General features: G+C 64.4%; 28 protein-coding genes. 16 read left to right on the top strand and 12 right to left on the bottom strand.

All coding sequences use genetic code 11. The annotated features are described in order from the left end of the window. The first annotated feature begins 33 nt into the window (after positions 1-33). The 4 genes from EN824_RS20510 (at position 34) to EN824_RS20495 (ending at position 3147) form a co-directional block, all read left to right on the top strand. On the top strand, positions 34-573 hold the full coding sequence (locus EN824_RS20510; protein WP_127278470.1) for a sigma-70 family RNA polymerase sigma factor: 540 nt from the start codon (positions 34-36) through the stop codon (positions 571-573). Further along, positions 570-1478 (top strand): anti-sigma factor, encoded by a 909-nt coding sequence (locus tag EN824_RS20505; RefSeq protein ID WP_127278471.1) that lies wholly within the window; start codon positions 570-572, stop codon positions 1476-1478. Before EN824_RS20510 ends, EN824_RS20505 begins: the two co-directional genes overlap by 4 nt. Before the next feature lie 98 nt (positions 1479-1576). Beyond that, positions 1577-2074 carry a 5-(carboxyamino)imidazole ribonucleotide mutase gene (gene purE / locus EN824_RS20500; protein ID WP_135863157.1) on the top strand — a complete coding sequence of 166 codons (498 nt, stop codon included), beginning with the start codon at positions 1577-1579 and terminating at the stop codon, positions 2072-2074. Next, positions 2071-3147: a 5-(carboxyamino)imidazole ribonucleotide synthase gene (locus tag EN824_RS20495; RefSeq protein WP_135863159.1), complete on the top strand. Its 1077-nt coding sequence runs from the start codon at positions 2071-2073 to the stop codon at positions 3145-3147. Before purE ends, EN824_RS20495 begins: the two co-directional genes overlap by 4 nt. 16 nt (positions 3148-3163) lie before the next feature. Here the strand turns inward: EN824_RS20495 and EN824_RS20490 are convergent, their stop codons facing one another. Then, complete coding sequence (locus EN824_RS20490; protein ID WP_127281106.1) at positions 3164-3583, bottom strand: lysozyme inhibitor LprI family protein; 420 nt, start codon at positions 3581-3583, stop codon at positions 3164-3166. A gap of 243 nt (positions 3584-3826) precedes the next feature. Between EN824_RS20490 and ykgO the strand changes: the two genes are divergently transcribed. The 4 genes from ykgO (at position 3827) to EN824_RS20470 (ending at position 6328) form a co-directional block, all read left to right on the top strand. Further along, positions 3827-3952, top strand: a complete 126-nt coding sequence (gene ykgO / locus EN824_RS20485; RefSeq protein WP_006203764.1) for a type B 50S ribosomal protein L36 — start codon at positions 3827-3829, stop codon at positions 3950-3952. A gap of 109 nt (positions 3953-4061) precedes the next feature. After that, positions 4062-4670, top strand: a complete 609-nt coding sequence (locus EN824_RS20480) for a hypothetical protein (protein WP_135863162.1) — start codon at positions 4062-4064, stop codon at positions 4668-4670. An 83-nt stretch (positions 4671-4753) separates the two neighbouring features. Further along, a complete protein-coding gene (locus EN824_RS20475) occupies positions 4754-5821 on the top strand; it encodes an alpha/beta hydrolase (RefSeq protein ID WP_127278618.1) in 1068 nt (355 codons plus the stop codon). 42 nt (positions 5822-5863) lie between these two features. After that, positions 5864-6328, top strand: a complete 465-nt coding sequence (locus EN824_RS20470; RefSeq protein ID WP_135932636.1) for a hypothetical protein — start codon at positions 5864-5866, stop codon at positions 6326-6328. Between the two features lie 33 nt (positions 6329-6361). Here EN824_RS20470 and EN824_RS20465 read toward each other — a convergent pair whose 3' ends face one another. The 3 genes from EN824_RS20465 to EN824_RS20455 all read right to left on the bottom strand — a co-directional run bounded on the left by EN824_RS20465 (position 6362) and on the right by EN824_RS20455 (position 9191). Further along, entirely contained in the window at positions 6362-6994 is a 633-nt protein-coding gene (locus EN824_RS20465) for a L,D-transpeptidase (protein WP_335930841.1), read from the bottom strand. Positions 6995-7314: 320 nt separating this feature from the next. Then, the gene (gene pyk / locus EN824_RS20460; RefSeq protein ID WP_135882164.1) at positions 7315-8748 is read right to left on the bottom strand and encodes a pyruvate kinase; all 1434 of its coding nucleotides are present in this window, start codon (positions 8746-8748) and stop codon (positions 7315-7317) included. Further along, positions 8745-9191: a DUF1036 domain-containing protein gene (locus EN824_RS20455; RefSeq protein ID WP_245464385.1), complete on the bottom strand. Its 447-nt coding sequence runs from the start codon at positions 9189-9191 to the stop codon at positions 8745-8747. The genes pyk and EN824_RS20455 overlap by 4 nt, the downstream gene beginning before the upstream one ends. A 287-nt stretch (positions 9192-9478) precedes the next feature. On the opposite strand from EN824_RS20455, the gene EN824_RS20450 reads away from it, so the two are divergent. The 3 genes from EN824_RS20450 (at position 9479) to EN824_RS20440 (ending at position 11876) form a co-directional block, all read left to right on the top strand. Further along, on the top strand, positions 9479-10276 hold the full coding sequence (locus EN824_RS20450) for an N-formylglutamate amidohydrolase (RefSeq protein WP_135932635.1): 798 nt from the start codon (positions 9479-9481) through the stop codon (positions 10274-10276). Positions 10277-10287: 11 nt separating this feature from the next. Further along, complete coding sequence (locus EN824_RS20445; RefSeq protein ID WP_127278624.1) at positions 10288-10596, top strand: DUF1244 domain-containing protein; 309 nt, start codon at positions 10288-10290, stop codon at positions 10594-10596. 98 nt (positions 10597-10694) lie between these two features. Then, a complete protein-coding gene (locus EN824_RS20440) occupies positions 10695-11876 on the top strand; it encodes an MFS transporter (protein ID WP_135932634.1) in 1182 nt (393 codons plus the stop codon). On the opposite strand, the gene EN824_RS20435 is transcribed toward EN824_RS20440, so the two are convergent. Then, positions 11834-12748 carry a LysR family transcriptional regulator gene (locus tag EN824_RS20435; protein WP_127872108.1) on the bottom strand — a complete coding sequence of 305 codons (915 nt, stop codon included), beginning with the start codon at positions 12746-12748 and terminating at the stop codon, positions 11834-11836. The two genes, EN824_RS20440 and EN824_RS20435, sit on opposite strands and share 43 nt — an antisense overlap. Positions 12749-12843: 95 nt before the next feature. Between EN824_RS20435 and EN824_RS20430 the strand changes: the two genes are divergently transcribed. After that, entirely contained in the window at positions 12844-13803 is a 960-nt protein-coding gene (locus EN824_RS20430) for an SDR family oxidoreductase (protein WP_127872109.1), read from the top strand. Positions 13804-13853: 50 nt separating this feature from the next. Here EN824_RS20430 and EN824_RS20425 read toward each other — a convergent pair whose 3' ends face one another. The 5 genes from EN824_RS20425 to EN824_RS20405 all read right to left on the bottom strand — a co-directional run bounded on the left by EN824_RS20425 (position 13854) and on the right by EN824_RS20405 (position 21824). Next, positions 13854-14012 carry a DUF3309 family protein gene (locus EN824_RS20425; protein WP_127278628.1) on the bottom strand — a complete coding sequence of 53 codons (159 nt, stop codon included), beginning with the start codon at positions 14010-14012 and terminating at the stop codon, positions 13854-13856. A gap of 120 nt (positions 14013-14132) precedes the next feature. Further along, positions 14133-17303 (bottom strand): efflux RND transporter permease subunit, encoded by a 3171-nt coding sequence (locus EN824_RS20420; protein WP_127872110.1) that lies wholly within the window; start codon positions 17301-17303, stop codon positions 14133-14135. Positions 17304-17381: 78 nt separating this feature from the next. After that, entirely contained in the window at positions 17382-18554 is a 1173-nt protein-coding gene (locus tag EN824_RS20415; RefSeq protein ID WP_135932633.1) for an efflux RND transporter periplasmic adaptor subunit, read from the bottom strand. A gap of 827 nt (positions 18555-19381) precedes the next feature. After that, the gene (locus EN824_RS20410) at positions 19382-20512 is read right to left on the bottom strand and encodes a patatin-like phospholipase family protein (protein WP_127277270.1); all 1131 of its coding nucleotides are present in this window, start codon (positions 20510-20512) and stop codon (positions 19382-19384) included. A 223-nt stretch (positions 20513-20735) separates the two neighbouring features. Beyond that, positions 20736-21824: a citrate synthase/methylcitrate synthase gene (locus EN824_RS20405; protein ID WP_135882169.1), complete on the bottom strand. Its 1089-nt coding sequence runs from the start codon at positions 21822-21824 to the stop codon at positions 20736-20738. A 93-nt stretch (positions 21825-21917) separates the two neighbouring features. Between EN824_RS20405 and EN824_RS20400 the strand changes: the two genes are divergently transcribed. Further along, positions 21918-23060, top strand: coding sequence for a citrate synthase (locus EN824_RS20400; RefSeq protein ID WP_135882170.1), 1143 nt, complete (start codon positions 21918-21920; stop codon positions 23058-23060). Positions 23061-23075: 15 nt separating this feature from the next. Here the strand turns inward: EN824_RS20400 and ftrA are convergent, their stop codons facing one another. Then, positions 23076-24074, bottom strand: coding sequence for a transcriptional regulator FtrA (gene ftrA / locus EN824_RS20395; protein ID WP_135882262.1), 999 nt, complete (start codon positions 24072-24074; stop codon positions 23076-23078). 108 nt (positions 24075-24182) lie between these two features. Here ftrA and EN824_RS20390 point away from each other — a divergent pair, with 108 nt between their 5' ends. Next, positions 24183-24602 (top strand): rhodanese-like domain-containing protein, encoded by a 420-nt coding sequence (locus EN824_RS20390; protein ID WP_127872113.1) that lies wholly within the window; start codon positions 24183-24185, stop codon positions 24600-24602. A 96-nt stretch (positions 24603-24698) separates the two neighbouring features. On the opposite strand, the gene phaR is transcribed toward EN824_RS20390, so the two are convergent. Next, positions 24699-25307 (bottom strand): polyhydroxyalkanoate synthesis repressor PhaR, encoded by a 609-nt coding sequence (gene phaR / locus EN824_RS20385; protein WP_127277280.1) that lies wholly within the window; start codon positions 25305-25307, stop codon positions 24699-24701. Between the two features lie 120 nt (positions 25308-25427). Between phaR and EN824_RS35310 the strand changes: the two genes are divergently transcribed. Both EN824_RS35310 and EN824_RS20380 read left to right on the top strand, forming a co-directional pair. Then, positions 25428-25586, top strand: coding sequence for a hypothetical protein (locus EN824_RS35310; protein WP_167531411.1), 159 nt, complete (start codon positions 25428-25430; stop codon positions 25584-25586). Positions 25587-25609: 23 nt separating this feature from the next. Next, on the top strand, positions 25610-26794 hold the full coding sequence (locus tag EN824_RS20380) for an acetyl-CoA C-acetyltransferase (protein WP_127277282.1): 1185 nt from the start codon (positions 25610-25612) through the stop codon (positions 26792-26794). Positions 26795-26819 lie beyond the last annotated feature (25 nt).

Here is a 26819-nt window from a genome sequence, read left to right as displayed (position 1 = left end):
GTCCGTCCCGGAGTATCGGATCATGGTGCTGCTTTGAGCGAGAGGGCCTTGGCAGAGCGCTTCAATCAGGTGGTGCTGCCGCATCTCGGCGATGCGCTGGCGCTGGCCCGTTGGCTGACCGGCAATGCCGCCGACGCCGAGGATGTCGTGCAGGACGCCTGCATCAAGGCGCATGCCGGCATATCAGGCTATGCCGGCGGCAATGCCCGTGCCTGGCTGCTGACCATCGTGCGCAACACCTCCTACACCTGGATGGCGCGCAACCGGCCGCGCGGCATGATGGCTGTCGGCGATCTCTGCGATCTCGACGACATGGCGGCGGCCCATGGCACCAGCCTGCCCGACGAGGACGGGCCGGAGGCGAGCCTGATCGCCAGGGCCGATACGGCGGCACTAGAGGCTGCGATCGCTGCCCTGCCGCAGCCGTTTCGCGAGACGCTGGTGCTGCGCGACATAAACGGCCTCAGCTATCGTGAAATAGCGGCCATGCTCGACGTGCCGATGGGCACGGTGATGTCCAGGCTTGCCCGCGCCCGCGGCCTGCTGACGTCTGATTTGGGGAGAGCGTCATGACGCACGACGACGGACTGCCCGATGATCCCGAAGGTATCAGACTGATGATCCACGCCCTTGTAGATGGCGAACTCGATGCCGCGGCCGCCCTTGCCGTGGAGCGCCGCATCGCCGCCGACCCCCGGCTTGCCGCCGAACATGCCCGCATTGTCGCCTTGCGAGGCGCGGTCAGCCGCCTGCCCCGCCCCGAAGTCAGCGACGCGTTTCTGGCCCGCATCGCGGCAATCGGCATGGCGGATACCGAACGGCAAGGCGACGCAGAGGCGACCGAGCCGCAGCGCGGCACGCCGTCGGCGCTGCCGGGATTGATCACGGGCGCCGGCGCAGGCCAGAGACGGGAAGCCGGGACGCGTCCTTCGCAGGCGCGCACATCGCCAAGGGCACGCCGCTTCGGCTCGTTCGACTGGCGCGCCATGGCGGCGTCGATCATGATCAGCGCGGTGCTGGCCAGCGGCGCGACGCAATGGGTGATGTTCAACGGCGCGGAGGACGGCTTTGCCGCCGCTGTCGCCAGCGGCCATCGCCGCAGCCTGCTCGCCGCGAGTCCGATCGACATCGTTTCCTCCGACCGCCATACGGTCAAGCCGTGGCTCGACGCCCGCATCGGTGTCTCGCCGCCGGCGCCCGACCTTGCCCAGGACGGCTTCGCGCTGATCGGCGGCCGGGTCGAGGTGATATCAGGCCGGCCGGTACCGGCACTGGTCTACCGCCATCGCGAGCACCTGATCACGCTGGTCGCCGAACCGCAGCAGGGCGGCAAGGCCACCCAGCCGGACGATCTTTCCTCGGGCGGCTTCTCGATGGTGCACTGGAGCGACGGCGCCTTCTCCTACTGGGCGATCTCCGACATGGAACGCCCCGAGCTCGACGACTTCGTCGCCCGCTTCCGCAAGGCCGCGGTATGAGCCGGATGTGGCCGTCGGCATCTCGCCGATGGCCGCATATCCTTGCGGCCCCGCGCGAATTCCGCTAAGGCGCGCCTTTGTCGCCGGGGAGCAGAAGCTTGAACCATCAACGCGCCGACGTCGCCATCATCATGGGCAGCCAATCCGACTGGGCGACGATGCGCCAGGCGGCCGAAACGCTGGAGGCGCTTGGCGTTCCCCATAAAAGGCTGATCATTTCGGCGCACCGCACGCCCGACCGGCTCTATGAATTCGCCAAGGGCGCCAAGGCGGCCGGCTACAAGGTGATCATCGCCGGAGCCGGGGGTGCGGCGCATCTGCCCGGCATGACGGCGGCAATGACGCCATTGCCGGTGTTCGGCGTGCCGGTGGAATCGAAAGCGCTGTCGGGCCAGGATTCTCTGCTCTCCATCGTCCAGATGCCGGCCGGCATTCCGGTCGGGACACTGGCGATCGGCAAGGCAGGCGCGGCCAACGCCGCCCTCCTGGCCGCCGCCGTATTGGCGCTGAACGACGACAAGCTTGCCCAGCGGCTCGACGCCTGGCGCGCCTCGCAGACCGCCAAGGTCGCGGCCGAACCGACGGACACGCCGTGAGCCTGCCCGCGGGATCGACGATCGGCATCATTGGCGGCGGCCAGCTCGGCCGCATGCTTGCAATGGCCGCTGCCCGCCTCGGCTACCGCACCGCCGTGCTGGAGCCGCAACCGGATTGCCCGGCCGCCCAGGTCGCCAACAAGCAGATTACGGCCCCCTATGACGACCCGGCCGCGCTTGCCGAACTGGCGGCGGCCAGCGCCGTCGTCACCTACGAGTTCGAGAACGTGCCGGTGGCCGCTGCAACCGCGCTTGCCGCCAAGGTGGCGGTCTATCCGCCAGCGCGTGCGCTTGACGTGGCGCAGGACCGGGTGAGCGAAAAGACATTCCTCAACAGCATCGGCATCGCCACCGCCGATTTCCGTCCGGTCGACACGGACGACGAGTTGACGGCGGCGCTGAAGGCATTCGGCGGCAGCGGCATCCTGAAGACGCGGCGCATGGGCTATGACGGCAAGGGCCAGCGCGTCTTCCGCAACATGGAGACGGGTGGCTTTGCCGGCACCTGCGAGGCGATGGGCAATGTGCCGCTTATCCTGGAGAGCTTCGTGCCCTTCGAGCGGGAGGTTTCCGTCATCGCCGCGCGCGGGATCGATGGGGCGGTCGCCGCCTATGATCCGGCCGAAAACGTGCACCGCGACGGCATTCTGCACACATCGACCTTGCCGGCCGGCATCAAACCCGAAACGGCGGTAGCCGCGCAGGTCGCCGCGTCGAAGATATTGTCCGCGCTCGACTATGTCGGCGTCATCGGTGTCGAGTTCTTCGTGCTGGCCGATGGTTCGCTGCTGGCCAACGAGATCGCGCCCCGCGTCCACAATTCAGGCCATTGGACCGAAGCCGCCTGCATCGTTTCGCAGTTCGAGCAACACATCCGCGCCATTGCCGGCCTGCCGCTGGGCAGCCCCAATCGCCACTCCGATTGCGTGATGGAGAACCTGATCGGCGACGACGTGCTGCGCGTTCCAGCCCTGCTCGCCGAGCCCGACCTGATGCTGCACCTCTACGGCAAGGCGGAGGCGCGGCCTGGCCGCAAGATGGGCCACTTCACCCGCATCAGTTCACGTACTTAGTTCGCGGGACACGAGCCTATTGCACCTCGCCGCTGTCCTCGCCGGGGCCGGCGCAGCTTGCATCGCCTTCCTCGCAATTGGCGGAGGCGGCGAGTTGCTTGATGCGATCATTGGTCAGCCTGGTCAGGCACTGCGAAACTTCCATCGCGTGGATGGAGCCACCCGCGCTGGCCGCGGTGTTATGCGCGCATTCGGCATCCCGGAAGCTGATCCAGGCGCGCTGCGCCACCTGAAGCAATCGCTTGCCACCCGCATCATCAGAGCCGATCAGCGCCTGATAGGCTGCGTTGAGTCTGGCGTCGGCGGCCTGATAATCCTCGCCGGCGCAGATGTTCATCATTTGCTGGCTGTCGTCGGAACGGTCGCATTCCTGAGCGCGGGCGACCGCGCCTGCCGCCAGGACGGCGAGGCAGGCGAACAGGAAAATTCGACGCATCTTTGTCCCCAAATCACTTGCTTGTCGCGGCATCATCCCAGCCGACTCGTGGTCGCGCAATGCCACGGGTGCCGACATGGCGGATATTTGATGATATCAGGACGCGGAGCACGCTTGCCGTTGACTTACGGTTGACATGGGCAAGGCTCCTCGTTTATGAGCCACCCACCGTTCAAAAGGCGCGTCTTCTGGCGCGCCTTATAATTTCGACCCGGAACCGGGTCCACACCGACAGGCAAGACCATGAAGATCAAGAATTCGCTCAAGGCGCTGAAGGCGCGTCACCGCGACAACCAGTTGGTTCGCCGCAAGGGCCGCATCTACATCATCAACAAGACCGCCCCGCGCTATAAGGCGCGCCAGGGTTGAGTTTTCGGCCGGAGGCTTTTTGCCTCCGCCCATTGATGCTTGTCGGCGAGCCGACCTTCCCACGTTGAATTCACTTTGATGTTCCGCCGCCCGGGACTAGAGTCGGGCGATGCGGATTCTTTTTGCATTTTTGATCGCTTTCCCTCTTTCCGGTGCCGTTAGCATAGCGGCCAGGGCAGCGAACGATCAGGCGGCCCAGCCGGCGGCCCCGGACACTCCGGCCCCGCCGATGACGAAACAGGCCCGGCTCGACAGGCTGTTCTCCGACCTGAAGCGCGAGCGCAACGAAAAGGCCGCCGAGCGCATTGCCGGCAACATCTGGAACGAATGGTTCCAGTCCGGCAGCGCCTCGATCGACCTGATGATGCAGTGGTCGCAAAATGCGATGAACGATCAGAAGTTCGACGTCGCGCTCGATTTCCTGGACCAGGTGGTGACCTTGCAGCCGAGCTATGCCGAAGGCTGGAACCGCCGCGCCACCGTGCATTTCATGATGAAGAACTACGGCAAGTCGATGGCCGATATCGACCGCACGCTGCAGCTCGAGCCACGCCATTTCGGCGCGCTGTCGGGCCTGGCCCAGATCATGGCGGAGACCGGTCACAAGCAATCGGCGCTCGAGGCCTGGCAGAAGGTGCTGGCCATCTATCCCATGATGCGCAGCGCCCAGAACCAGGTCGCGACCCTGTCGGAAGAGCTTGCCGGCGAGGGAATTTGATAGACTAGGCAATAGGCATTAGGCGCTTGAGCTTCCCTACTGCCGCCCTACAACTTATCAACCTCCCTTCCCGTATATCCCCCATGAACCTGATCTACGCCGCGCTCGCCTTCCTTTTCGCACTCGTCCTTGCCCTTGTCGGCGTCACTCGCGTCGGCTCATGGCTGATCGAGCGCCGCGGTCCGCCGGTCGGCGCGTTCGTCGACATTGGCGGTGCCCGTATCCACTATGTCCACGTTCCCGCGTCAGTTGGTGCGGATCTGCCACCGATCGTCTTCATTCACGGCGCCAGCGCCAATTTGAAAGACCAGATGCTGCCGCTCAGGCCGCTGCTCGAAGGCCGTGCCGAAATGCTGTTTTTCGACCGGCCGGGAGCCGGCTGGTCGGGACGCGGCCCCGGCAACAATGAAAATCCGTCGGCACAGGCCAACACCATCGCCGCGCTGATGGACCGTCTCGGCATCAAGCGGGCCATCATTGTCGGCCATTCCTTCGGCGGCGTGGTGACGGCGGCCTTCGGCCGCGAGCATGCCGACAAGACGCTCGGCCTTGTCTTCCTGGCGCCGGCGAGCCATCCCTGGCCGGGCGGCGCGACGTCCTGGTACTACGACCTGACCATCATTCCGGTGATCGGCCGGCTGTTCTCCGAGACCCTGAGCTATCCTGCGGGAACGCTGCAGATGGCGGACGCCACGACCTGCGTCTTCTCGCCCAACAAAGTGCCGGAAAATTACCTCGCCTCAGCCGCGATCCCGCTGGTGCTGCGGCCGTCGGCCTTCCGCGCCAATGCCACCGACGTCGCCGGGCTCTATCGGTATGCGCTTGGCGCGGCACCGCATTACAAAGTGATAACGGCGCCGACCGTGGTCATCTCCGGCGATCGCGACAAGGTGGTCTATGCCCGCATTCACTCCGTCGGCCTAGTGCGCGACATATCAGGCGCCGAGCTGGTCTGGGTGCAAAATCTTGGCCACAAGCCGGACTGGATCGCCTCCGACCTCGTCGTCGGCGCCATCGAGAAGGTTGCCGGCAAGGCTATCGACCTGGAAGCAATCGCCACGACGGTGGAAGCCCGGATTGCCGACGATGCCTATGGCGTGGGCAAATGCGCCGACATCAAGGAGCCACGGGCCGAGCTCGCCCCGACCTGACAATCCGAAGCTATCGCAAGACGCTATTGGGAACAGAGCGGCATGTATGTCCTGAAACACGGCATAAAGAAAAATCCCGAAAAGCGATGGGCACTGCCGGATCGCATCTTCTTCGGTCACGGCGCGTGCGCCATTCTCGCCGGCACCTTTCTCAAGCATCCGCCTCTGGAGGGATTTTACGGCGAACGTATCATTCCCGGCGAAGGCTTTTCCGGAAGCCATATCTACGTGACGAACGGCGTGATCGCTTTCGACTACCACGGCTATTGCGCTCGAGAGCGGTTGCTCGAACACCATGCGAGAGGCTGGGCTTCGCGCCACACCGGATGGCATTGCACCATCGCGCGGGTCGATTTCGATCTGCTCGATACGACCGAACTCAACCGGCGAAAGATACTGGGCCCGGATCAGTATCTGTACGATCCTATTCCTCGCGCGCGCCGGTTTCTCCAGGCAAGAAATCACGCGGAAGCCGCGGCAAGGGCGCTCGGAGCCGCGACGGTATGAGGCCATCAGGTGTTAGGCAGGCGTCGCCAGCCGCTAGATAACAAGCAGCGGCGTCTTGCCGGGAACCCGATCGTAGAGGTCCATGACGTCCTGATTGAACATGCGCACGCAGCCGGATGACGCGGATTTGCCGATCGATTTCCAATCCGGCGATCCATGGATCCGGTAGAGCGTATCGACGCCGTCCTTGAAGATGTAGAGCGCACGCGACCCGAGCGGGTTGCTGATGCCGGGCTGCATGCCCTGGCGCCATTTTTCCAGCTTCGGATCCCTGCGGATCATCGCCGAAGGCGGCGTCCAGGTCGGCCATTTTCGTTTCCGCTGGACGATCGCGCGGCCCTTCCAGGAATAGCCCTGGCGCCCCAGTCCGACGCCGTAGCGCATGGCCTTGCCGTCCTCGAGCACCCAGTAAAGGTGCTTGTCGGTCGTATTGACCACGATCGTGCCGGGTTTTTCGCCTGTCGGATCGTCGACGCTCTGCCTCAGGAACCGCCCGTCGACCTTGGCGAACGGGATTGCCGGCAGCGCATGGCCGCCGTCTTCGACCGCGCTGTACATGCCCGCATAGTCGGGCGACGCCGGGCTTACGGTTTCAGGCGCGGCAGCTTCGATGGGCGCCTTTTCCGGTGCCGGTTCGAGCGGAACCGGGGTAGGCGTGCTCGCCAAGCTGATCGATTGCCTGGGCAGTTGGGCACAGGCGGAGACGGTCGAAACGCCAATAAGCGAAAGCCCGGTCAGAAGGGACCGGCGTGAAACGGCAAATGACATTCAATATACTTTCAAGCGAAGGGAAATTCAGGCGGTTGCGAAGCGGCTGTTAACGCCGCCTCACCGCGTCTTGTAGAGTGGATCGCGGCGGCCCTGTGTCGAGACAAGGGCGGCGATGATTGTCCAGACTTTTGTAGCACTGCGGCCGCAGTGGGCTCTGCGCCAATGCATGTCGCCCAAAAGTGACCTCGGTTCGCGCGGTGTTCCCTCGAGAAGGCTTACCGTCCGGCTGTTTCCGATCCGACATAGGCGATGCGCAGCATGTTGGTCGATCCCGGCGTCCTGAGCGGCACCCCAGCGGTGATGATGACGCGGTCGCCCGGCTTGCCGAATTCCTCTTCCAGTGCAATGCGGCAGGCGCGGTTGACCATGTCGTCGAGATCGGTGGCGTCTGGCGAGACCACGCAATGCGTGCCCCATAAAAGTGACAGGCGCCGCGCCGTATTGAGGATCGGCGACAGCGCGATGATCGGCACTTGCGGGCGCTCGCGCGCGGCGCGCAGGCCGGTGGTGCCTGATGCCGTGTAGGTGACGATCGCCGACAGTTTCAGCGTTTCGGCGATTTCGCGGGCGGCCAGCGAAATGGCGTCGGCGCCGGTCGCTTCCGGCTCGGAGCGCTGCGCGTTGATGATGCCGGCATAGGTCGGGTCGGTTTCGACCTTGGCGGCGATGCGGTTCATCATGGCAACCGCCTCGACCGGATAAGCGCCCGCCGCCGATTCCGCCGACAGCATGATGGCGTCGGCGCCTTCGAAGACGGCGATCGAAACGTCGGAGACCTCGGCGCGGGTCGGCACCGGGGCGGTGATCATCGATTCCAGCATCTGCGTGGCGATCACCACCGGCTTGCCGGCACGGCGCGCGGCGCGCGTGATCTGCTTCTGGATGCCGGGCACCGCTTCCAACGGCATTTCGACACCGAGATCGCCGCGGGCAACCATCAGCGCATCCGACAGTTCGATGATCTCGGCCAGTCGGGCGACAGCCTGCGGCTTTTCGATCTTGGCCATGATCAGCGCCCGGCCGCGCGCGATCTTGCGCGCTTCGGCCAGATCCTCCGGCCGCTGCACGAAGGACAGCGCGACCCAGTCGACGCCGGTCGCCAGCACCGCGTCGAGGTCCTTGCGGTCCTTCTCGGTCAGCGCGCCCACCGGCAGGTCGGTGTCGGGCAGGCTGACGCCCTTCTTGTCGGAAATCGTGGTGCCGGCAATGACGGTGCACACGATCGACTTGCCGTCGCTCTTCACCGCTTTCAGCTCGAGCTTGCCGTCGTCGATCAGGAGTCGATGGCCAGCCTCGACCGAACTCAGGATTTCGGGATGCGGCAGGTAAACCCTGGTCGAGGTACCGGGCTCGGGATTGTCGTCGAGCGTGAAGGTCTGGCCCAGCGTCAGCACTTCCTTGCCGTTGGCGAACTTGCCGACGCGCAGCTTCGGACCTTGCAGGTCGGCCAGGATACCGATCGGCCGGCCGACTTTTTCCTCGACGGACCGGATGCGTGCGACCAGCGTGCGCATCAGCTCATGATCGGTATGGCTCATATTGATGCGGAAAACATCCGCACCGGCTTCGAACAGCTTCTGCAGCATCTCCTCGGACGAGGAGGCCGGACCGATTGTGGCTAGGATCTTGACCTTGCGGCTACGTCTCATTGACTGTTCGTTCCCGGGGCGGCTGGGGCGCCTCCCGTTGCGGGCTCATCGGTGAGCTGGACCATCCAGCTTGCCTGCTCGCCCGTGTCATATTCCTGGAATCCAGCGCGCTGGAAGCCTCGGGCGACGCAGTCGCTTACGCCCGCGATCTTGAACTCTTTTTCAGCCACGCACATGTTGATCGGGCCGTCCCAGCGTCCACCGCGCTCGGCGTCTTCTGCATAAAGATAATAAAACCTTGATGACAGCGGCCCTTCGATCAACGTCTTGCAGCTCGATCCTTCGATGTGCCACCAGCCCTCGGTGATCCAGCCGGCCTTGGCACGATAGCCGATGCCGACACCGACCAGGTTCTGCGTGGCGTTGCAGACGCGGAAATCGGCGTGCGCCGGCGAGGCCATGACCATTGCCGACACGCCACCGGTCAGGATCAGGAGCGGCATCGCAAAGCCGGAGCGCATGCGCTGCCTGCCGGCGGAACCCATTCCAAAACCCCTCAAGAACCACATCAGCATCTCTCTGCGCCCCTTTTCGGAAAAGTCCGGGCGCATGTCAACGCGCCGTTTTGTCCAATTCCAATCGATTTAGGAAGGCTCCCGGCGCACGATCCGTCGCCCCTTGCCAGATTTCCCGGGAAACCTTGGCCAAACAACGGCATTGCGCACGCGTCGTCTTCGTGGAATGACGATAGCATCCTCCCCAAAAGCCAGCGAACGACCATTTTCCGCCAATGACCCGATCCACAGTTTTCGCGCCCTTCGACATCGTCGAGGGCGACCGCAAGCGAGGCATCGTGCTGCTGGCTGATCATGCCCGCCGCGACCTGCCCGAGGAGTATGGCAGCCTGGGGCTGCCGTCGGCCGAATTCGACCGCCATATCGCTTATGACATCGGCGTCGAAGCGGTGACGCGCGAACTGGCCGCCTTGCTTGGCGTGCCGGCACTTATCGCCAATTTCTCGCGGCTCTTGATCGATCCCAATCGCGGTGAGGACGACCCGACGCTCATTCGCCAGCTTTACGACGGCACGATCGTGCCGGGAAACTATCCGATGGCGCCGGAAGAACGCGAGAGGCGTCTCGACCGCTTCTACCGGCCCTACCACGACGCGGTCGGCGCCATGATCGCTTCGGTCGTTCAGGCTTCGGGGCAGGCGCCCTTCATCTTTTCGTTGCATTCCTTCACACCGGTCATGCAGGGCATCAAACGCCCCTGGCATGTCGGCATCCTGTGGGACAAGGACGACCGGGTGGCGCGGCCGCTGATCGACATGCTGGCCGAGGACAAAAACCTCATCGTTGGCGACAACGAACCGTATGACGGCGCTCTGCGCGGCGACACCATGTTCAAGCATGCCATCGTCAATGGATATGCCCACGCGCTGCTCGAAATCCGCCAGGACCTGATAGCGGACCAGCAGGGCGCCCTCGCCTGGGCCCAACGGCTGGCGCCGATCGTTGACGCCATCGACCACCGTCCCGATATACATGCGGTAAAGATGTTCGGCTCGCGCACCGGGCCGCTATGACGGAGGTTTCGATGACCGAACTCAGCGACGAGCAGAAGCGCGACTTCGAGGCCGCCGCCTTTCGCCGGCTGGTGAGGCATTTGCGCGAACGCAGCGACGTGCAAAACATCGACCTGATGAACCTCGCCGGCTTCTGCCGCAACTGCCTGTCGAATTGGTATCGCGAGGCAGCGGAAGCCAAGGGCGTCAACCTCGGCAAGGATCAGTCGCGCGAGATCGTCTACGGCATGCCCTATGCCGAGTGGCAAGCGCTCAACCAGACAGAGGCTTCGGACGCCAAGAAGGCCGAATTCGAAGCCCGGCGTCCCAAGGATCACTGAGGCCGTTTGGCCCAAATGCTTTCTCGAAAGTGCGCTTGACTGAAAATTGAATCGATCTAATTTGCCGCGCAAAGCCATTTTCTGACCGGAATCGTCGTATGAACGCGCCGAACGCCATGCAGACTGCCATTCGCGGCCGCTGGGCCGTGGCGGCCATTTTCCTCGCCAATGGCTTCCTGACCGGCAGCTGGGCGCCGCAGATTCCGGTGTTCCTGACGCGGCTGGATATCTCGAAATTCACGCTCGGCCTGCTGATCCTTTTGTTCGGCGCCGGCGCGGTCACCGCCATGACATGGTGCGGCCACCTGATCTCCAAACATGGCTCGCGCACCGTGCTGCGCTGGTTCGGTCTCTGCGGCAGCCTCGGCCTTCTGATCGTGGCACTGGCGCCCGACGTGCCGCTGGCGGCCGTCGCCATGTTCATCTTCGGCGGCTCGATCGGCGGCATGGATGTGGCCATGAATGCCAATGCTGTGGTGGTGGAACGGCGGCTGGGGCGCGCCATCATGTCCTCCTCGCACGGCTTCTGGAGCCTCGGCGGTTTCGCCGGCGGCGCCCTTGGCGGCTTTGCCATCCAGACTTATGGCCACCTCGCCCATGCTTCGGTGGTGACCGCGCTTGCCTTCGCGGCAATCGCGGCGGCGGTGCCCCATATCGTGGCCGAAAACAGACCGCAGGCGACCGAGCATCATAAATTCGCTTTGCCGGCAAACCCATTGGTCTACCTGATCGGCCTGATGGCCCTACTGACGATGATTTCCGAGGGCGCGGTGCTCGACTGGGCGGCCCTGTATCTGCGGCAGGAACTCGGCGCCGACCTCGCCGTCGCCGGCCTTGCCTACGCCGCCTTCTCCGGCGTCATGGCGATCATGCGCTTTTTCGGCGATGGCGTCCGCAACCGCTTCGGCGCGGTGATGACACTGCGCGGCTCGGCCATCGTCGCGGCCGCCGGCATGCTGATCGCCGGCCTGTCACCCTCGCCCTGGCTCGCCATATCAGCTTTCGCGCTGTGCGGCTTCGGCATCGCCAACATGGTGCCGATCATCTTTTCGGCCGGCGGCAACCAGGAGGGCATGTCGTCGGGCACCGGCATGAGCGTCGTCACCACCATGGGGTATTCCGGCATTCTGGTGGCGCCGTCGGCGATCGGCTTCGTCGCCGAACATTCCAGCTTCGGCCCGATCTTCATCGCCATGTCGGTTCTGCTGATCGTCGTTCTTCTGATGGCCGGATTGGCTCACCGCGCCGAATTCGCTCCGGATGCCGCGCCCGCCGAATAGCGTTTCAGTTCCTCGTGGAGAAAATCCGCCACGCGGCGGATACGCACGCTGCCGCGCACGTCGCGATGCATGGCCAGCCATACCGGCAGGGCAGGCAATGGCAGGCCTGGCAACAGCTTTTCCACCAGCGGATCGCGGTCTGCCAACGGCTCCTGGCCAAGGCCAATGCCGTTTCCCGCCCGCACGGCTTCCCAGAGCACGACCTGATTGTCCGCCCTGAAACGAAAACTGTTTCGGGTGACCGGGGCGCCATACTGGGAAAAGGCTCGGATCATCTCGTCGCTGCGATCGAAGCCGATCAGCGCGTGATCGACGAGATCGGCAGGCTCCAGCGGGCGCCCGTGCCTCTCCAGATAGCAGATGGCCGCGCAGGCGCAGAGCGCGATATCGCAGACCTTGCGTGCCACCAGTTCGTTCTGCGCCGGCTTGACCATGCGAATGGCGATGTCGGCATCCCGGCGCAGCAGGTTCTCGACCTGGTTCGAGGCAACGATCTCGACCTCGATGCCGGGTTCCTCGATGCCGAGCCGTGCCATCATGCCGGGCAGCACATAGGCGGCCACCACTTCGCTGGCGGCAATCCGCACCGTGCCTTCGATCGCTTCGACCGAACCCAGCGCCAGTAATGAGAAGGCGCTTGCCTGTTCGCTTACGGCCTTGCCACGTTCGAACAGGGTGCTGCCGGCTTCCGTCAGTTCATAGCCGCGTCGTCCGCGCCGGAACAAGGTGACGCCCAGCGCCTGCTCGAGTTCGCCGATATGACGGCCGAGCGTCGGCTGGCTGGCCGAGAGCTTGCGCGCCGCAGCCGACAGGCTGCCGGTTTCCGCCACGGTAACGAAACTCTTGATCAGGTTCCAATCGATATCATCCATTCATTTATGAATATCAAAACTCCGTTCCTAGTCAATTTTCATTCGCAGATGAGGCAATCATATTCCAGCTGCAAACACCAACACGGAGACCTGAAATGACCAAGATCGCAATCCTCGGTGCCAATGGCCGGCTCGGCCGCGTCGTTGCCAAAGCCTTCATCGACGCCGGCTTCGACGTCCGCACCGTCACTCGCACCGGCAAGGTGCCGGCAGAGCTCGCAGGCGCCACCGCGGTTGCTGGCGATGCGCTGGACCGTCAATCGCTGATCCGGGCCACCGAGGGCGTCGACATCATCTTCAACGGCCTGAACCCGATCTACACCGACTGGGGCAAGTGCCTGCCGATGGCCGAAAATGTCATGGCCGCCTGCCATGCGAATGGCACGGTGCATCTCTTCCCCGGCACGGTCTACAATTACGGCTCGCCCATGCCGGCGGTGATCACGGAAGACACCCCCTTCCACCCGACCACTGAAAAAGGCCGCATTCGCTGCGCCATGGAGGATTTGTTCCGTCGTGAGGCCGAGGCGGGCCGCGTGCGCACCATCCTTCTGCGCGCCGGCGATTTTTTCGGCGGTACCGGCAGCGGCTCCTGGTTCGACCTGGTCGTTGCCGCCAAGATCAACAAGGGCATCTACACAGCGCCCGGTCCGGCCGACCTTGTGCATGAATGGGCCTATCTGCCGGACTTCGCGGTCGGCTTCGTCGCGCTGGCCAGCAATCTCGACAAGCTCGGCTTCTATGAGGCGCTGAATTTTCCAGGCCACGCCATCACCGATCTCGAGATCAAAGCCGCCGCCGAGAAAGCCATTGGCCGCCAGTTGAAGATGACGGCGATGCCCTGGTGGGTGCTGCGCGCCGGCAGTCCGTTCGTGGCGATGTGGCGTGAGATCGTCTCGATGTCCTATCTGCGCTTCGAACCCCACCAATTGGTCTCGACGCGGCTGGAAAGCATCATCGGCGAGGTCCCGCATACACCGCTCGATCAAGCGGTCGCCGAGGCCCTTGAGGATATCGGGATCGCTACGGTGAATAGCGCCGCGGAAGCTGCCTGAGGCTCGTCGCGGCCAAGCCGCCAGCGGCTGTCGATGGACGAAGCGGCCGCTCAGATCCGCCCCACCAACAGCAACACAAGGACGACCACAAGCACCACGCCGAGAACGCCCGACGGGCCATATCCCCAGGAGCGCGAGTGGGGCCAGGCCGGAACCGCACCGATCAGGACAAGGATCAGGACGATGATGAGGATGGTGCTGATCGGCATGGCAAATTCCCCGCTCTGCGTTGTGCTTCCAAGACAATGCTTGGCATTGACCCTTGGGGGAAAATGCAAAAGGCCGCCCGGTTGTTCCAGGCGGCCTTTGCCGTTCATTGGGAAGTCTGCCTACTCCGCAGCTTTCGGGAAGGCGATCGCCGGCACGTCGTCTGCTGCCGGCGTGTCCGACGAGATCTCGCCCTTGCCACGCCGGAACAGGCGGCCGAACCAACCGCGCCGCTCGCCGGGCTTGATCTTGGCACGCGTGAACACCATCAGCATCGACGGCGTCACCACCAGGGTCAGGATGGTGGCGAAGGACAGGCCGAAGACGATCGCCGAGGACAGCGAAATCCACCATTGCGTCGACGGCGCGTTGATCGTCGTCTCGTGATGGAAGATTTCGAGCCCAAGCCCGAAGGCGATCGGCAGCACGCCGAGAATGGCCGACACCGCCGTCAGCACCACCGGGCGGGCACGCTCGCGGCAGGTCTGCAGCACCGCGTCCATCTTGTCCCAGCCTTCCTCGCGCAGCCGGTCATAGGTGTCGATCAGCACGATGTTGTTGTTCACCACCACGCCGGCCAGCGCGATGACGCCGATGCCCGACATGACGATGCCGAACGTCTCGCCTGTTATCAGCAGTCCGAGGAACACGCCGATCGTCGCCATGACCACGCAGGACAGCACCAGCCAGACGCTGGTGAACTTGTTGAACTGCGCCAGCAGCACCAGGAAGATCAGGAAGATCGCGGCACCGAAGGCCTTGCTGAGGAAGGCGCTGGCCTCCGCGCTGTCCTCGTTGGAGCCGGCCAGCTTCCAGCGTATGCCGCTGCCAAGATTCATGTCGGTGACGGCCTGGGTGACCTCCTGCTGCACGGCGGCGACCTGAGCGCCGGCGGCAACGTTGGCTTGCACCACCACGGTGCGGGCGCCGTCGATGCGGTTGAGGATGCCGACGCTCGGCTTTGCCTTGCGGACGACGAAGTTCGAGATCGGCACCGACCCTTGAGAGGTTTGCACCCTGAGCTCGTCGAGCGTCGACAGCGTGCGCCGGTCCTCCGGCAAGCGCAGGCGGATGTCGACAGCCTTGTCGGCGCCGGCGGGCCGGTATTCCGAAAGCTTCAGGCCGTTGGTGACGAGCTGCACCACCGTCCCGACCGAGGTCGGGCTGATGCCATACTGGGCTGCCTTGGCCCGGTCGACATCGAGTGCCCAGTCGACGCCAGGCGGCGGCAAGCCATCGGAAATGTCGATGACACCGGGCACCTTGGCGATGCGCGCGGCGACAGCGCGCGCCTTCTCGTCGAGCCCCTTGGGATCGATGGCCGAGAGCCTGATCTGGATCGGCTTGCCGGTCGGCGGGCCTGCTTCCGGCACCCGAACCTCGACATCGACGCCGGGAATGCCGGCCATGACGCCACGCAGGTCGTTCAGAATATCGTTGGCCGATTTGCGCTCGCGCCAATCGATGAATTCGTACTGGATGACGCCGACGACGTCTTCGGGCACGTCCTGGCCACCGCCGTCGGATTTGCCGACGCGTGTATAGACCGACTTCACGCCCGGCCAGCCGAGCAGCCGGTTTTCGGCAATCTTGGTCGCGGTATCCATTTCGGCCAGCGAAAGGTTGCCGCGGGCATGCACATAGAGCAGGCCGTAATCGGGTTCGACGCTCGGGAAGAACTCGACGCCGGCACCGTACTTCGAATAACCGACGAAGATGCCGGCCAGCAAGACGACGGTGAGCACCATCACGGTGATGGGGAAGCGCACCGCCTGCTTGACGACAGCCATGTACCAGCCATCGCGATTGCCATCCTCGTGATGCTGCGGCGCCTTGGCGAAGATCGCACCCAGCGTCGGCGCGAAGACCAGTGCATAGAGCATCGATGCCGACAGCGTGACGATCAGCGTGATCGGCATGTACTTCATGAAATCGCCAATGATCCCCGGCCAGAACAGCAGCGGCGAGAAGGCGGCGATGCGGGTCATCGTTGCCGCGATGACCGGACCGGCCATGCGCTTGGCGGCGAGCGCGAAGGCTTCCTGCTTCGGCATGCCCTCGCTCATCCGTCGCTCGGCGAACTCGGTGACGATGATGGCATCATCGACCAGCATGCCGACCGCCAGGATCAGGCTGAACAGCACGATCATGTTGATCGTGTAGCCCATCATGGCGAGCAGCAGGATGCCGATCAGGAACGATGACGGGATGGCGAGGCCAATGAGCAGCGAGGCTCGACCGGACAGCGCGTAGAGGATGACGATGAACACCAGGATCACCGCGATCATCACGTGGTTCTGCAGATCGCCGAGCAACTGGTTGACGAAGACCGACTTGTCCTGCGTGTAGGTGACGTGCATGCCTTCGGGCATGGTCTTGACGAAGGTGTCGGACACCTCCCTGACTTTGGTCAGCGTGTCGATCAGATTGGCGCCGATGCGCTTCTTGACCTCGATGGCAATGGCCGGCTTGCCGTTGAGGCGCGTGATCGTCGTGGCATCGGCGAAGGTCGAGCGGATGGTCGCGATGTCCTTGGCCTGAACCACGGCATTGGGACCGGCGACCACGGGAAGTGCCGCCACATCCTCGGGCGTCTCGATCAGCGACGGCACCTTGACGGCGTATTTACCCTGCGAGCCCTCGATGTTGCCGGCGGCGACCAGGCTGTTGGACGCGCCGACAGCGCCGATCAATTGTTCGAGCTGCAAGCCGTAGGAAGACAGCTTCATCGGATCGATGACGACTTCGACCAGATCGTCGCGGGAGCCTTGCAGCGAGCCTTCGAGGACGCCAGGCACTTCCTCGATGCGGTCACGCAGCTCGCGCGCCGCGGCCGCCAGCACGCGCTCGGGCAATTCGCCCGACAGCGTTACGACGAGCACAGGGAATTCGGAAATGTTGACCTCGGTGACGACGGGCTCCTCGGCCGCCTGCGGCAGGTCGGCCTTGCCGTCCTGAACCTTGGAGCGCGTATCCTGCAGCGCCGTCGCCAGGTTGGTCTGCGGCTGGAACTCGACCAGCACATAGCCGCCGCCCTGGAAAGCGGCCGAGCGCATCTCCTTGAGGCCTTTCAGGCTCTTCAGCTTGCTTTCCATCGGCCGCAGCAGAAGGCGCTCGGAATCTTCAGGCGAAATGCCTTGATAGATCAGGCTGACATACATCATCGGAATCGGAACGTCGGGCTCCGCTTCCTTCGGCGTCGACTGATAGGCGACCCAGCCTGCAATCAGCAGGAAGACCAGGACCGAGATGGTCAGGCGGGCATTGTTGATTGCGAGTCTGACGATATCCATGACTTATGCCTGCTGTTGGCTTCGGGAGTGGCGAACGGACACGCTGTCGCCGGGCAAGGCCCGGCGCCGGCGCCGGCGCTACTGCGTCCCGGCGGTAGCTTCGCCGATCAGCTTGTTGATGGTCGCCTGGTCGGCCTCGACGGGCTTAACCTCATCGCCTTCCTTCACCAGTTCCTGGCCGGCGACGATGATGCGCGCATCCGCCGGGATGCCGCCAAGCACGAGACCGGTCGGCGTGTCGTCGACCAGGTCGATCGGGAAGAACGCCACCTTGTTGTCCTTGCCCACGGCGCGGATGCCGAGATCGCCCTTGTCGCCCAGCGTCACCACCGAGCGCGGCAAAAGCACGGCGTCGGTCGGCAACGCGCTGAGCTGGATTTCCGCCGTCATGCCGGCCGGCACCGAGCCATCGGCATTGGGGATGGCGATCTCGACGCGGAAGGTGCGGGTCGCCGACGAGGCGTCGCGGCTGATATAGCGCACGGTGCCTTCGACGGTCTGGCCGCTGACCAGCCGAACGCTGGCCTTGTCACCGATCTTGAGATAGCCGAGGTCGCGCTCGCTGATCTCGCCGCGCGCGATCACTGGATCGAGCTTGAGGATGGTGGCCACCTCGCCGCCCTGCATGACGGAGCTGCCCAGTTCCACCGGCACCCGGTCGATGACGCCGTCAAACGGAGCCTTCACTTCGTTGCGGTCGAGCTCGGCCTGCGCGGTGTCCAGCTGGGATTGCGCCTGGGTCAAATTGGAGCGGGCGGTGTCGAGCTGCAGCTTCGGCAAATTACCTGTCTTGGCCAGCCGCTCGGCCGCATCGAGCTCGGCCCTGCGCTGCGCCACGAGCTGCTTGGCATTGTCGACCATCGAGATCTTTTCCTCGGCGGCGAGCATCAGCACCAGATCGCCGGTCTTGACGTGATCGCCTTGCTTGACAGGCAGCTTGTCGATGACGCCGGCAACGCGGGTTGCCAGTACCGCGCGCTTGTCGGCCTCGGTCAGCCCGGAAATGCGGATGGCGCGCGCATAGGTCTTGCGCGGTGGTGTCACCACCGCGACGGTGCGCAGCGTGGCCTTGGGTTCGGCTTCCGCCGTCTTCGGCTTGCTCGCGTCCGGCGCCTTGCCCTCGACCTCGGCTGCCTTGGCCTTGTTGGCCGCTACGCTGCCAACCGATGAGAACTCGCCTGTCGCCATCCACGCCGCGAAACCGATGAGCACAACAATGGCTGCAAGCTTGTGAAACCTGATTTTAGGCATCGTCATTTTTCCACTGCGGGTTCGGCCAGCACCGCGTCTTATGATGCGGGCGCGTCGCCGATATGGGTGCGCGCCTGACCGGGTTCAAATTGCCGTGATCGGCGAGCGCGCTTCTACATCAAAGTTGCACCGCAATATAGTCCGAAAGTTGCAGCAGCATTGCGTAGCCGCACAAGCTGTGGCCGCCATGAAACGGTTCTTCGTGACTTGCCAGTCTACTTGCCGAAGCGGCCCGCCGGCTCACGATCCGGCCTGAAACGCAGGCGACGGGCGACCAGCCCTGATCGCCATGGCCGTCTCCGGCATAGAGCCGCGATCCGCTTCGCTTCGCTGATTGAAGTGCAGGCACGAACCGACAATCCGCGTCGCCGCTATCGGCGAGGGACTAGGGGCTGCGGCGCCACAACGCCGGGCCAAGATCCTGGAATCGCTCGGGAAAAGGCGCGGCAGCTGCTTCGGATCAGGCGTGCCGATCCCGATGCGCCGAGGTCGAACCAGATGCTGAAAACACCAATGCGCTGACAGTATTACGTCCCGCCCATCGTGTCCTGATACGCGCGACGACGGGGTCGGCGCGAGACTGGCGCGAGAACGCCGGGTGTGTTTCGTCCCATTCGCAATTCTGGATCGAGCGTTGCGCCCGATGCCTCAGAACGCCCCCGGGGCCGGCGCCATCCGATCGTCAGTGGCAACAGACGTCAGCATGATGACGGCTCTCCCGCACGCCAAGGTTGCTGTCACACCAACGCTGAACCAGGCGCTGCTCCGGAAGCTTCGCCACGAGTGCCGGCAAACGCTGCCCCCTCTTGAAGCCAGTTCCGTCAGGTTCAGGCCCGACGGCGCTCCGCCTCCGGGTTCTTGCGAACGGCGAGAAATTCCTTCACCCGACGGCCCGGTGCGGGACCGCGCATCGGCTTGAACCCGTCATCGAGTTCGCCCGAAAGATCGAGCGTTGCATGCTTGCCGACCGCATCGTAATTCTCCTCCAGCCAATCGCTGGCGGCGGTGCGGCCGAGGTCGCGCAGATAGGTCAGGAAGGCCCACTCGGCATTGACCTTCGAGGATGCCGACAGATCCTTGAACGCCTCATCGGCATCGATGCGATGCATGCGGATGTCGCGGTATTCGCCATGCGGCAGACGCCCGGCGGCGATCAGTTCCTTGACGAAGGCGATCGAGCGGAATTCGCGCAGCAGCCCGGCATTGAAGGTGATCTCGTCGATGCGGTTCTGGATCTCGTTGGCGCTTCTAGGTGTCCCCTCGCGCACCACCGGATTGATCTGCACCAGAAGCACGTCCTCGGTCGCCGCCGTCTTGAAGAACGGGTAGAGCGCCGGATTGCCGCCATAACCGCCATCCCAGTAGGGCACGCCCTTGATCTCGACGGCACGGAACAATTGCGGCAGGCAGGCCGAGGCCATCACCGTATCGAGGTCGATCTCGCCATCGGAAAACACCCGCAATTGCCCTGTCTCGACATTGGTGGCGGAGATGAACAGTTCCATCGACTTGCAGGCGCGGACATTCTTGAAGTCGATCTCCCGCGCGACGACGTCGCGCAGCGGATTGAGGCCGAGCGGATTGGCGACATAGGGCGAGAACACCCGCGACATGGTGTCGAAGAAGACATAGCCCGGCGTGTTCTCGATCGACCAGTTGCCCCAGGCAACATCCCACGGCATGCGCTGCACCGGGCTGAACCGGCCTTTCGCCGCCACCGCATGCCAGAAATCGTCCAGCTTCTTGCGCGCGCCCTCGACTCCGCCGCGGACAAAGCCGTCAGCCAGCGCCACCGCGTTCATGGCGCCGGCGCTGGTGCCGGAAACGGCCGATATCTCCAGCCTGCCGTCCTCCAGCAGCCGGTCGAGCACGCCCCAGGAGAAGGCGCCGTGCGAGCCGCCGCCCTGAAGCGCGATGTTGATCTTCTTCTTTTCCTCCGCCTTGCCGTTCTTCGTCATGGCGTTCCTGTCATCCTGATGCGCCGGCCTGCCCCTACGTCATTGGAAGGAAGCAGCTGTCGCCGGCTTATGTTGCAGTGCAGCATATAAGGACGGACCAAGGCAAGAACACGAACACGGTCGCGTGATCACATGAAATTTCGGTCATGTCGAAAAAGCCCCTCCGCTGCAAAGCGGAGAGGCCGTAGCTTTCGAAACAGGCATGAACCCTGGCAGACTGGAGCTAGGCGACGAGATCCGGCACCGGCCCGACATAGCGTGACTGCGGACGGATCAGCCGTCCGGTGGTCTGCTGTTCGCGGGCATGCGCGATCCAGCCGGAAACGCGCCCGGCGGCGAAGACATTGCTGAAAGCTTGCGGCGGAAAGCCCGCCGCTTCCAGGACAAGCGCTGTGTAGAATTCGACGTTGGTCTGCAGCGAGCGCTGCGGCTTTGCGATCCGAAGCACCTCGAGCGCCGTCTGCTCGACCGTCTCGGCGAAAGCCAGCCGGCGGCCGGTGCCGCCCTCGCCGCCCAGCTTGCGCACCACCGCTTTCAGCACATCAGCGCGCGGATCGCGCACACGGTAGATGCGATGTCCGAAGCCCATGATGCGCCTGCCCTGCGCGATCTCATTGCGCAGCCAGCCGGCCGCATCGCCATGCGCGGCGATCGCGTCGAGCATATCGATGACCGGGCCGGGCGCGCCGCCATGCAGCGGTCCCTTGAGCGCGCCGAGGCCCGCCAGTACCGACGATGTCAGGCCGGCCAAGGTCGAGGCGACGACGCGGGTGGCGAAGGTCGACGCATTGAGCCCGTGATCACACACGGTCACCAGATAGGTGTCGAGCGCCTTGGCCAAGGCCGGCGACGGAACCGATCCCCTGAGCATCCTCAACATGTCGGCGGCATGATCCGCCTTGCCGTCGGGTGCGATCGGCTGCTCGCCGCGCTGCAGGCGCAGCAGGGCCGGCGACAGCACCGCCGGCGCCGCGATCAGCCGCAAGGCGTCCGTCAGCGTCTCGCCATCCGGCAGCAGTGCCATGCCCGCACGCATGGCGCTGTAGATGTCGAGCGGTGCCAGCAAGGGCAGCGCGGGCGCGAGCCGGTCAAACACCTCGACGCGAGCCTCACCCAGTTTTGCCGCCAGTTCGGCATCGCCAGGCAGATCGTCGAAGAACCCGTCCAGCAGCAGGTGGACGACCTGGGCGTAGCTCCATCGCCCTGCCAATTCCCCAAGCGAATGGCCACGGATCGTCAGGCGACCGCCTAGACCATCCACATCGGACAGCACGGTTTCGGCCGCCACCACATCATCGAGCCCATTCGCCATAGCCTTGTCTCCTTGAAGCTTTTCCCGATGGGAGATAAGGGTGGGCACCATCTACATCAATCTTGATCAATAGAATCAATATCAGAGACCCAAATGTCCGAATGGTTGTCGCGGGAAAAGGCGCTGGAACGGCTGCGCGTGAGGCCGCAGACGCTCTATGCCTATGTCAGCCGCGGACGCATCGGCATGCGCCCGGATCGGGACGATCCGCGCCGCAGCCAGTACCGCGCCGACGACATCGCGGCGCTGGCAACGCGAAGGGCGCGCGGGCGCAGCCCCTCGGCCATCGCCGAGAGCGCGATCGCCTGGGGCGAGCCGTCGATTGTCACTTCGGTTTCGACCGTCTGGCACGGCCACCTCATCTATCGAGGCCGGGACGCCGCAGCGCTGTCCGACCATGCCACGCTGGAAGAAACCGCTGGGCTGCTCTGGGCTCTGCCTCGCCCCGTCCGTTTCGAAACGCCGTCGCCGGATGCGGCGCGCCAGATCGGCCGCGCCCCGGCCTTTGCGCAACTCGCCTTGCTTGCCGGCCAGGCGCGGCCTTCGCTGGGACGAAGTGCCGCCTCGCTATGCGCCGACGCGGCGCACGCGATCGGCGTGCTGGCCGGCGCCCTCGGTGCCGTGGCGGGACCGGAACCAGTGCATCGGCGATTGGCACGGGGCTGGTCGGTGGACGATGATGGCGCGGAAGCAATCCGCCGTGCCCTTGTCCTGCTCGCCGATCACGAACTCAACGCATCGACCTTCGCGGCCCGCGTCGCGGCCTCGACCGGCGCCTCGCCCGCCGCGTGCCTGCTCGCGGGCCTGGCGACGCTGTCCGGCCCGCGCCACGGCGGCGCCGGCGAGGCGGTTATGCAACTGGCGGAGGACGCCGCAAGTCATGGATCCGATGCCGCGATCCGGCGCTGGCTCGGCCACGACCGGCCGCTGCCGGGTTTCGGCCACCAACTCTATCCCGAGGGCGATCCCCGCGCCACGGCGCTTCTGGCGGCCATCGACAACAATGACGAGACATTGCGGTCGTTGGAAACCGCCGCCATCGCCGCGACCGGCGCTCCAGCGAATATCGACTTTGCCCTTGCCGGGCTGACGCGCGGCCTCGGCCTGCCGCGCGATGCGCCGTTCCAGCTCTTCGCGCTTGGACGCAGCGTCGGCTGGGCCGCGCACATGGTCGAACAGATCGTGAGCGGCAGCATCATCAGGCCGCGCGGCCGCTATGAGGGATTGTTGACGTGACGGCCTGAGACGTTGTCAGCCGGAGTTGGCGTTGGCCCCGAACCGCGCCCGGTATGCGGCGGGGGTCGTGGCGAACCGCCGGCGGAAATGATGCCGCAACGTCGCCGCCGCGCCAAATCCGGCCGTCTCGGCAACGCGGTCGATCGGCAAGCTTGTATCTTCGAGCAGCGTACGCGCCCGCGAAAGCCGTTCGGACAGGAGCCAGCTTGCCGGCGTGACGCCGGTTGCGGCAGCGAACCGGCGTAGAAATGTCCGCTCGCTCATCCCGGCCAGGCCGGCCAGGGTGGCGACCGGATAGTCGGCGGAAATGTCGGCGCGCATCCTGTCTATCAACGGTCCAAGCCGACTGCGCTCGTGAGGTTCGGGCACCGAGCTCTCGACATATTGCGCCTGGCCGCCGTCGCGGTGCGGCGGCACGACCAGGCGGCGCGCCACCATGTTGGCCGCCTTGGTGCCGAAATCGCGCCGAACCAGATGCAGGCACAGGTCGATGCCGGCCGCGCTGCCGGCCGATGTCAGCACATTTCCCTCGTCGATGTACAAGACATCGGGTACCACCGTGATGTCGGGGTACCGCTCCTTCAGCCTTTCGCCGTAGCGCCAATGCGTGGTTGCCTTCTTGCCCTTGAGCAGGCCGGCCGCGGCAAGCACGAAGACGCCCGAGCAGATGGAAAGAACCCGCGCACCCCGCTCGCTCGCCTTGCGAAGTGCGTCGATCAGCAAAGGCGGCACAGGACAATCCACACCGCGCCATCCCGGCACGATGACCGTGCCGGCCTCGCTGATCAAGTCAGGTCCGCCATCGGCGAGGATGCGCACGCCGCCCATCGCACGCATTTCACCGGCGTCTATGCCGGCAACGGCAAAACGGTACCAATCCGGGCCCATCTCAGGCCTGGGCAAGGCGAACACCTCGGCCGCCACGCCAAATTCGAACGTGCACAGCCCGTCATAGGCGATTGCGACGACAAGCGGGTTGGCAGGGGGCGGACTGGCAAGCGACATGTTTGGCATGATCTTGACGATATATGGCAAAGCTGCCAGCTGCAATCGCCCGGCTCGCTGCGCTACCTCTGACCTATCAGCGATGGAGAACAGCTCCATCAGAGATGGAGAAATTTGATGAGCTATGTGACAGACATACCGGCGGCATCGCCGGAGATTGCCCGGGACCATTTCCTGCGCCGGCTTTCCGTGGAAACCGACTGTTCCGATGTCGCCGCGACGCTGCGCGGCGGAGAGCCGGACTTCGTGCTTCTGCACGTCGTCGGATCGCCGCAAGCCTATGAACGCCGCCATGTACCGGGCGCGCTGCATCTGCCGCACCGCGAGATATCGGCCGAGCGGATGGGAAAATGGCCGTCAGGCACGCTGTTCGTGGTTTATTGCGCCGGCCCGCACTGCAATGGCGCGGATCGGGCGGCCTTCAAACTGGCCAGCCTTAGTCTTCCGGTCAAGATCATGATCGGTGGCATTTCAGGCTGGCAGGATGAGGACCTGCCCTTCGCTTCGGGCAAGGAGCCTGGTGTCCTGCGCCCATGATGCCCATTGGACGGGCTACCCGACGAAATCCGCGACCTGTGGCAGTCGACCATCGACCGATAAGACACCGGCGGATTTTGGCCTGGACCCCGCCCCTTACGACATTGTGTCGAGCTTGCGCTGCATGGCAGCGATCTGGTCCTTCAGCTGCTGCAGATCGTCGGGTTTCTCCGGCGCTTCCTTCCTGGCCGATTCGGCAGGGGCCGCGGCGGGTGCGGAACCCGCCGGCGGAAATGGCGTGAACAGCCGCATCGCATTCTGGAACATTTCCATGTTGCGCCGTGTCTGTTCTTCCAGCGCCTTCATCGGCGTCGCCATCTTCATCACGTCCAGCGGCGACTTGCCGATGGCCCCCTTCATCTGCTCGCGGAACCGCTCCTGTTCCTTGGAGAAGGCGATCATCGATTGTTCGAGGAAACTCGGCACGATCATCTGCATCTGGTCGCCATAGAAGGCGATCAGCTGGCGCAGGAACGGGATCGGCAGCATGTTCTGCCCGTCCTTGTTCTCCAGCTCGAAGATGATCTGCGTCAGCACCGGATGGGTGATGTCGTCCCCGGTCTTGGCGTCCTGGACGGTGAATTCCTCGCCCTTCTTGACCATCTCGGCCAGATCCTCGAGCGTCACATAGGTGCTCGTCCCCGTATTATAGAGGCGGCGGTTGGCGTATTTCTTGATAATGATCGGGTCGTCTTTTGCGGCCATCTGCATCCTCCCCGGACACCGGCACGCCTGAGTAAGCAGCCGGTAACGATTGCGCCCTTTTTGAGGATATGCGCAAAAGCCCCACAATTCCAAGCAGTTTGTGCACTGCGGGATCATATTATGCTGCATAGCGGGCAAAATATGCTGCGCAGCAGCGCCCGGTCCGCCGGCACGGCGATGCGCGACCTGCTTGCGGCGCATGGGCGCCATGCCGATTTCCGGTTTGACTTGGGTCATGGAAAGGGCAAGAAAAGTTGCCAACAATGCCTGAAAACATGACAGCTCGAAGTCTGGAGAAGAATATGTCCTCTGCCAATTCCATCGTTGTCGCCAGTGCCGCACGCACGGCCGTCGGCTCCTTCAACGGTGCTTTCGCGGCCACGCCGGCGCATGAACTCGGTGCTGTCGTCATCAAGGAGCTTTTGTCACGTACGGGCGTCGAGGCGGCCGAGGTGGACGAGGTCATCCTCGGCCAGGTGCTGACCGCGGCGCAAGGCCAAAACCCAGCCCGCCAGGCCTCGATCCTTGCCGGCCTGCCCAAGGAAACCACCGCCTGGGGCCTCAACCAGGTTTGCGGCTCGGGTCTGCGCGCCATCGCGCTCGGCATGCAGCAGATCGCCACCGGCGACGCCAAGGTGATCATCGCCGGCGGCCAGGAATCGATGTCGCTGTCGCCGCACGCCGAGCATCTGCGCGCCGGCGTCAAGATGGGCGACTACAAGATGATCGACACCATGATCAAGGACGGGCTGTGGGACGCCTTCAACGGCTACCACATGGGCAACACCGCCGAGAACGTCGCCCGCCAGTTCCAGATCACCCGCGACGACCAGGACCAGTTCGCGCTGGGCTCGCAGAACAAGGCCGAGGCCGCGCAGAAAGCCGGCAAGTTCAAGGACGAGATCGTCGCCTTCACCATCAAGGGCAAGAAGGGCGACACGGTTGTCGATCAGGACGAGTACATCCGCCACGGCGCCACGATCGATGCTATGACCAAGCTGAGGCCGGCCTTCGACAAGGACGGTACGGTGACCGCCGCCAACGCCTCCGGCATCAATGACGGCGCCGCCGGCGCGCTGCTGATGAGCGAAGCGGAGGCCGCTCGGCGCGGCGTCACCCCGCTCGCGCGCATCGTGTCCTGGGCAACCGCCGGCGTCGATCCGGCGATCATGGGCACCGGACCTATTCCCGCTTCGAAGCGCGCTCTGGAAAAGGCAGGCTGGTCGGTCGGCGATCTGGACCTGGTCGAGGCTAACGAGGCTTTCGCCGCGCAGGCCTGCGCCGTCAACAAGGGCATGGGCTGGGACCCCTCGATCGTCAACGTCAATGGCGGCGCCATCGCCATCGGCCATCCGATCGGCGCCTCGGGCGCCCGCGTCTTCAACACGCTGGTCTTCGAGATGCGTCGCCGCGGCGCCAGGAAGGGGTTGGCCACCCTATGCATCGGCGGCGGCATGGGCGTCGCCATGTGCGTCGAAGCCATCTGAACAAGCCAATAGCGAACAGGAGTAG

It is taken from the genome of Mesorhizobium sp. M8A.F.Ca.ET.181.01.1.1, from assembly GCF_004792025.1.
In the GTDB taxonomy this organism is placed as follows: Bacteria; Pseudomonadota; Alphaproteobacteria; order Rhizobiales; family Rhizobiaceae; genus Mesorhizobium.
The sequence above is the reverse complement of the archived record's forward strand: the minus strand, read 5'-3'. Positions and strand labels throughout refer to the sequence as shown.

Bases quoted from the DNA above. Each gene is read 5' to 3' on its own strand.
- EN824_RS20505 (WP_127278471.1), top strand. From the start codon at position 570: ATGACGCACGACGACGGACTGCCCGATGATCCCGAAGGTATCAGACTG.
- EN824_RS20490 (WP_127281106.1), bottom strand. From the start codon at position 3,583: ATGCGTCGAATTTTCCTGTTCGCCTGCCTCGCCGTCCTGGCGGCAGGC.
- ykgO (WP_006203764.1), top strand. From the start codon at position 3,827: ATGAAGATCAAGAATTCGCTCAAGGCGCTGAAGGCGCGTCACCGCGAC.
- EN824_RS20480 (WP_135863162.1), top strand. From the start codon at position 4,062: ATGCGGATTCTTTTTGCATTTTTGATCGCTTTCCCTCTTTCCGGTGCC.
- EN824_RS20475 (WP_127278618.1), top strand. From the start codon at position 4,754: ATGAACCTGATCTACGCCGCGCTCGCCTTCCTTTTCGCACTCGTCCTT.
- EN824_RS20470 (WP_135932636.1), top strand. From the start codon at position 5,864: ATGTATGTCCTGAAACACGGCATAAAGAAAAATCCCGAAAAGCGATGG.
- pyk (WP_135882164.1), bottom strand. From the start codon at position 8,748: ATGAGACGTAGCCGCAAGGTCAAGATCCTAGCCACAATCGGTCCGGCC.
- EN824_RS20455 (WP_245464385.1), bottom strand. From the start codon at position 9,191: ATGCCGCTCCTGATCCTGACCGGTGGCGTGTCGGCAATGGTCATGGCC.
- EN824_RS20450 (WP_135932635.1), top strand. From the start codon at position 9,479: ATGACCCGATCCACAGTTTTCGCGCCCTTCGACATCGTCGAGGGCGAC.
- EN824_RS20445 (WP_127278624.1), top strand. From the start codon at position 10,288: ATGACCGAACTCAGCGACGAGCAGAAGCGCGACTTCGAGGCCGCCGCC.
- EN824_RS20440 (WP_135932634.1), top strand. From the start codon at position 10,695: ATGAACGCGCCGAACGCCATGCAGACTGCCATTCGCGGCCGCTGGGCC.
- EN824_RS20435 (WP_127872108.1), bottom strand. From the start codon at position 12,748: ATGGATGATATCGATTGGAACCTGATCAAGAGTTTCGTTACCGTGGCG.
- EN824_RS20430 (WP_127872109.1), top strand. From the start codon at position 12,844: ATGACCAAGATCGCAATCCTCGGTGCCAATGGCCGGCTCGGCCGCGTC.
- EN824_RS20425 (WP_127278628.1), bottom strand. From the start codon at position 14,012: ATGCCGATCAGCACCATCCTCATCATCGTCCTGATCCTTGTCCTGATC.
- EN824_RS20420 (WP_127872110.1), bottom strand. From the start codon at position 17,303: ATGGATATCGTCAGACTCGCAATCAACAATGCCCGCCTGACCATCTCG.
- EN824_RS20415 (WP_135932633.1), bottom strand. From the start codon at position 18,554: ATGCCTAAAATCAGGTTTCACAAGCTTGCAGCCATTGTTGTGCTCATC.
- EN824_RS20410 (WP_127277270.1), bottom strand. From the start codon at position 20,512: ATGACGAAGAACGGCAAGGCGGAGGAAAAGAAGAAGATCAACATCGCG.
- EN824_RS20405 (WP_135882169.1), bottom strand. From the start codon at position 21,824: ATGGCGAATGGGCTCGATGATGTGGTGGCGGCCGAAACCGTGCTGTCC.
- EN824_RS20400 (WP_135882170.1), top strand. From the start codon at position 21,918: ATGTCCGAATGGTTGTCGCGGGAAAAGGCGCTGGAACGGCTGCGCGTG.
- ftrA (WP_135882262.1), bottom strand. From the start codon at position 24,074: ATGCCAAACATGTCGCTTGCCAGTCCGCCCCCTGCCAACCCGCTTGTC.
- EN824_RS20390 (WP_127872113.1), top strand. From the start codon at position 24,183: ATGAGCTATGTGACAGACATACCGGCGGCATCGCCGGAGATTGCCCGG.
- phaR (WP_127277280.1), bottom strand. From the start codon at position 25,307: ATGGCCGCAAAAGACGACCCGATCATTATCAAGAAATACGCCAACCGC.
- EN824_RS35310 (WP_167531411.1), top strand. From the start codon at position 25,428: ATGCTGCATAGCGGGCAAAATATGCTGCGCAGCAGCGCCCGGTCCGCC.
- EN824_RS20380 (WP_127277282.1), top strand. From the start codon at position 25,610: ATGTCCTCTGCCAATTCCATCGTTGTCGCCAGTGCCGCACGCACGGCC.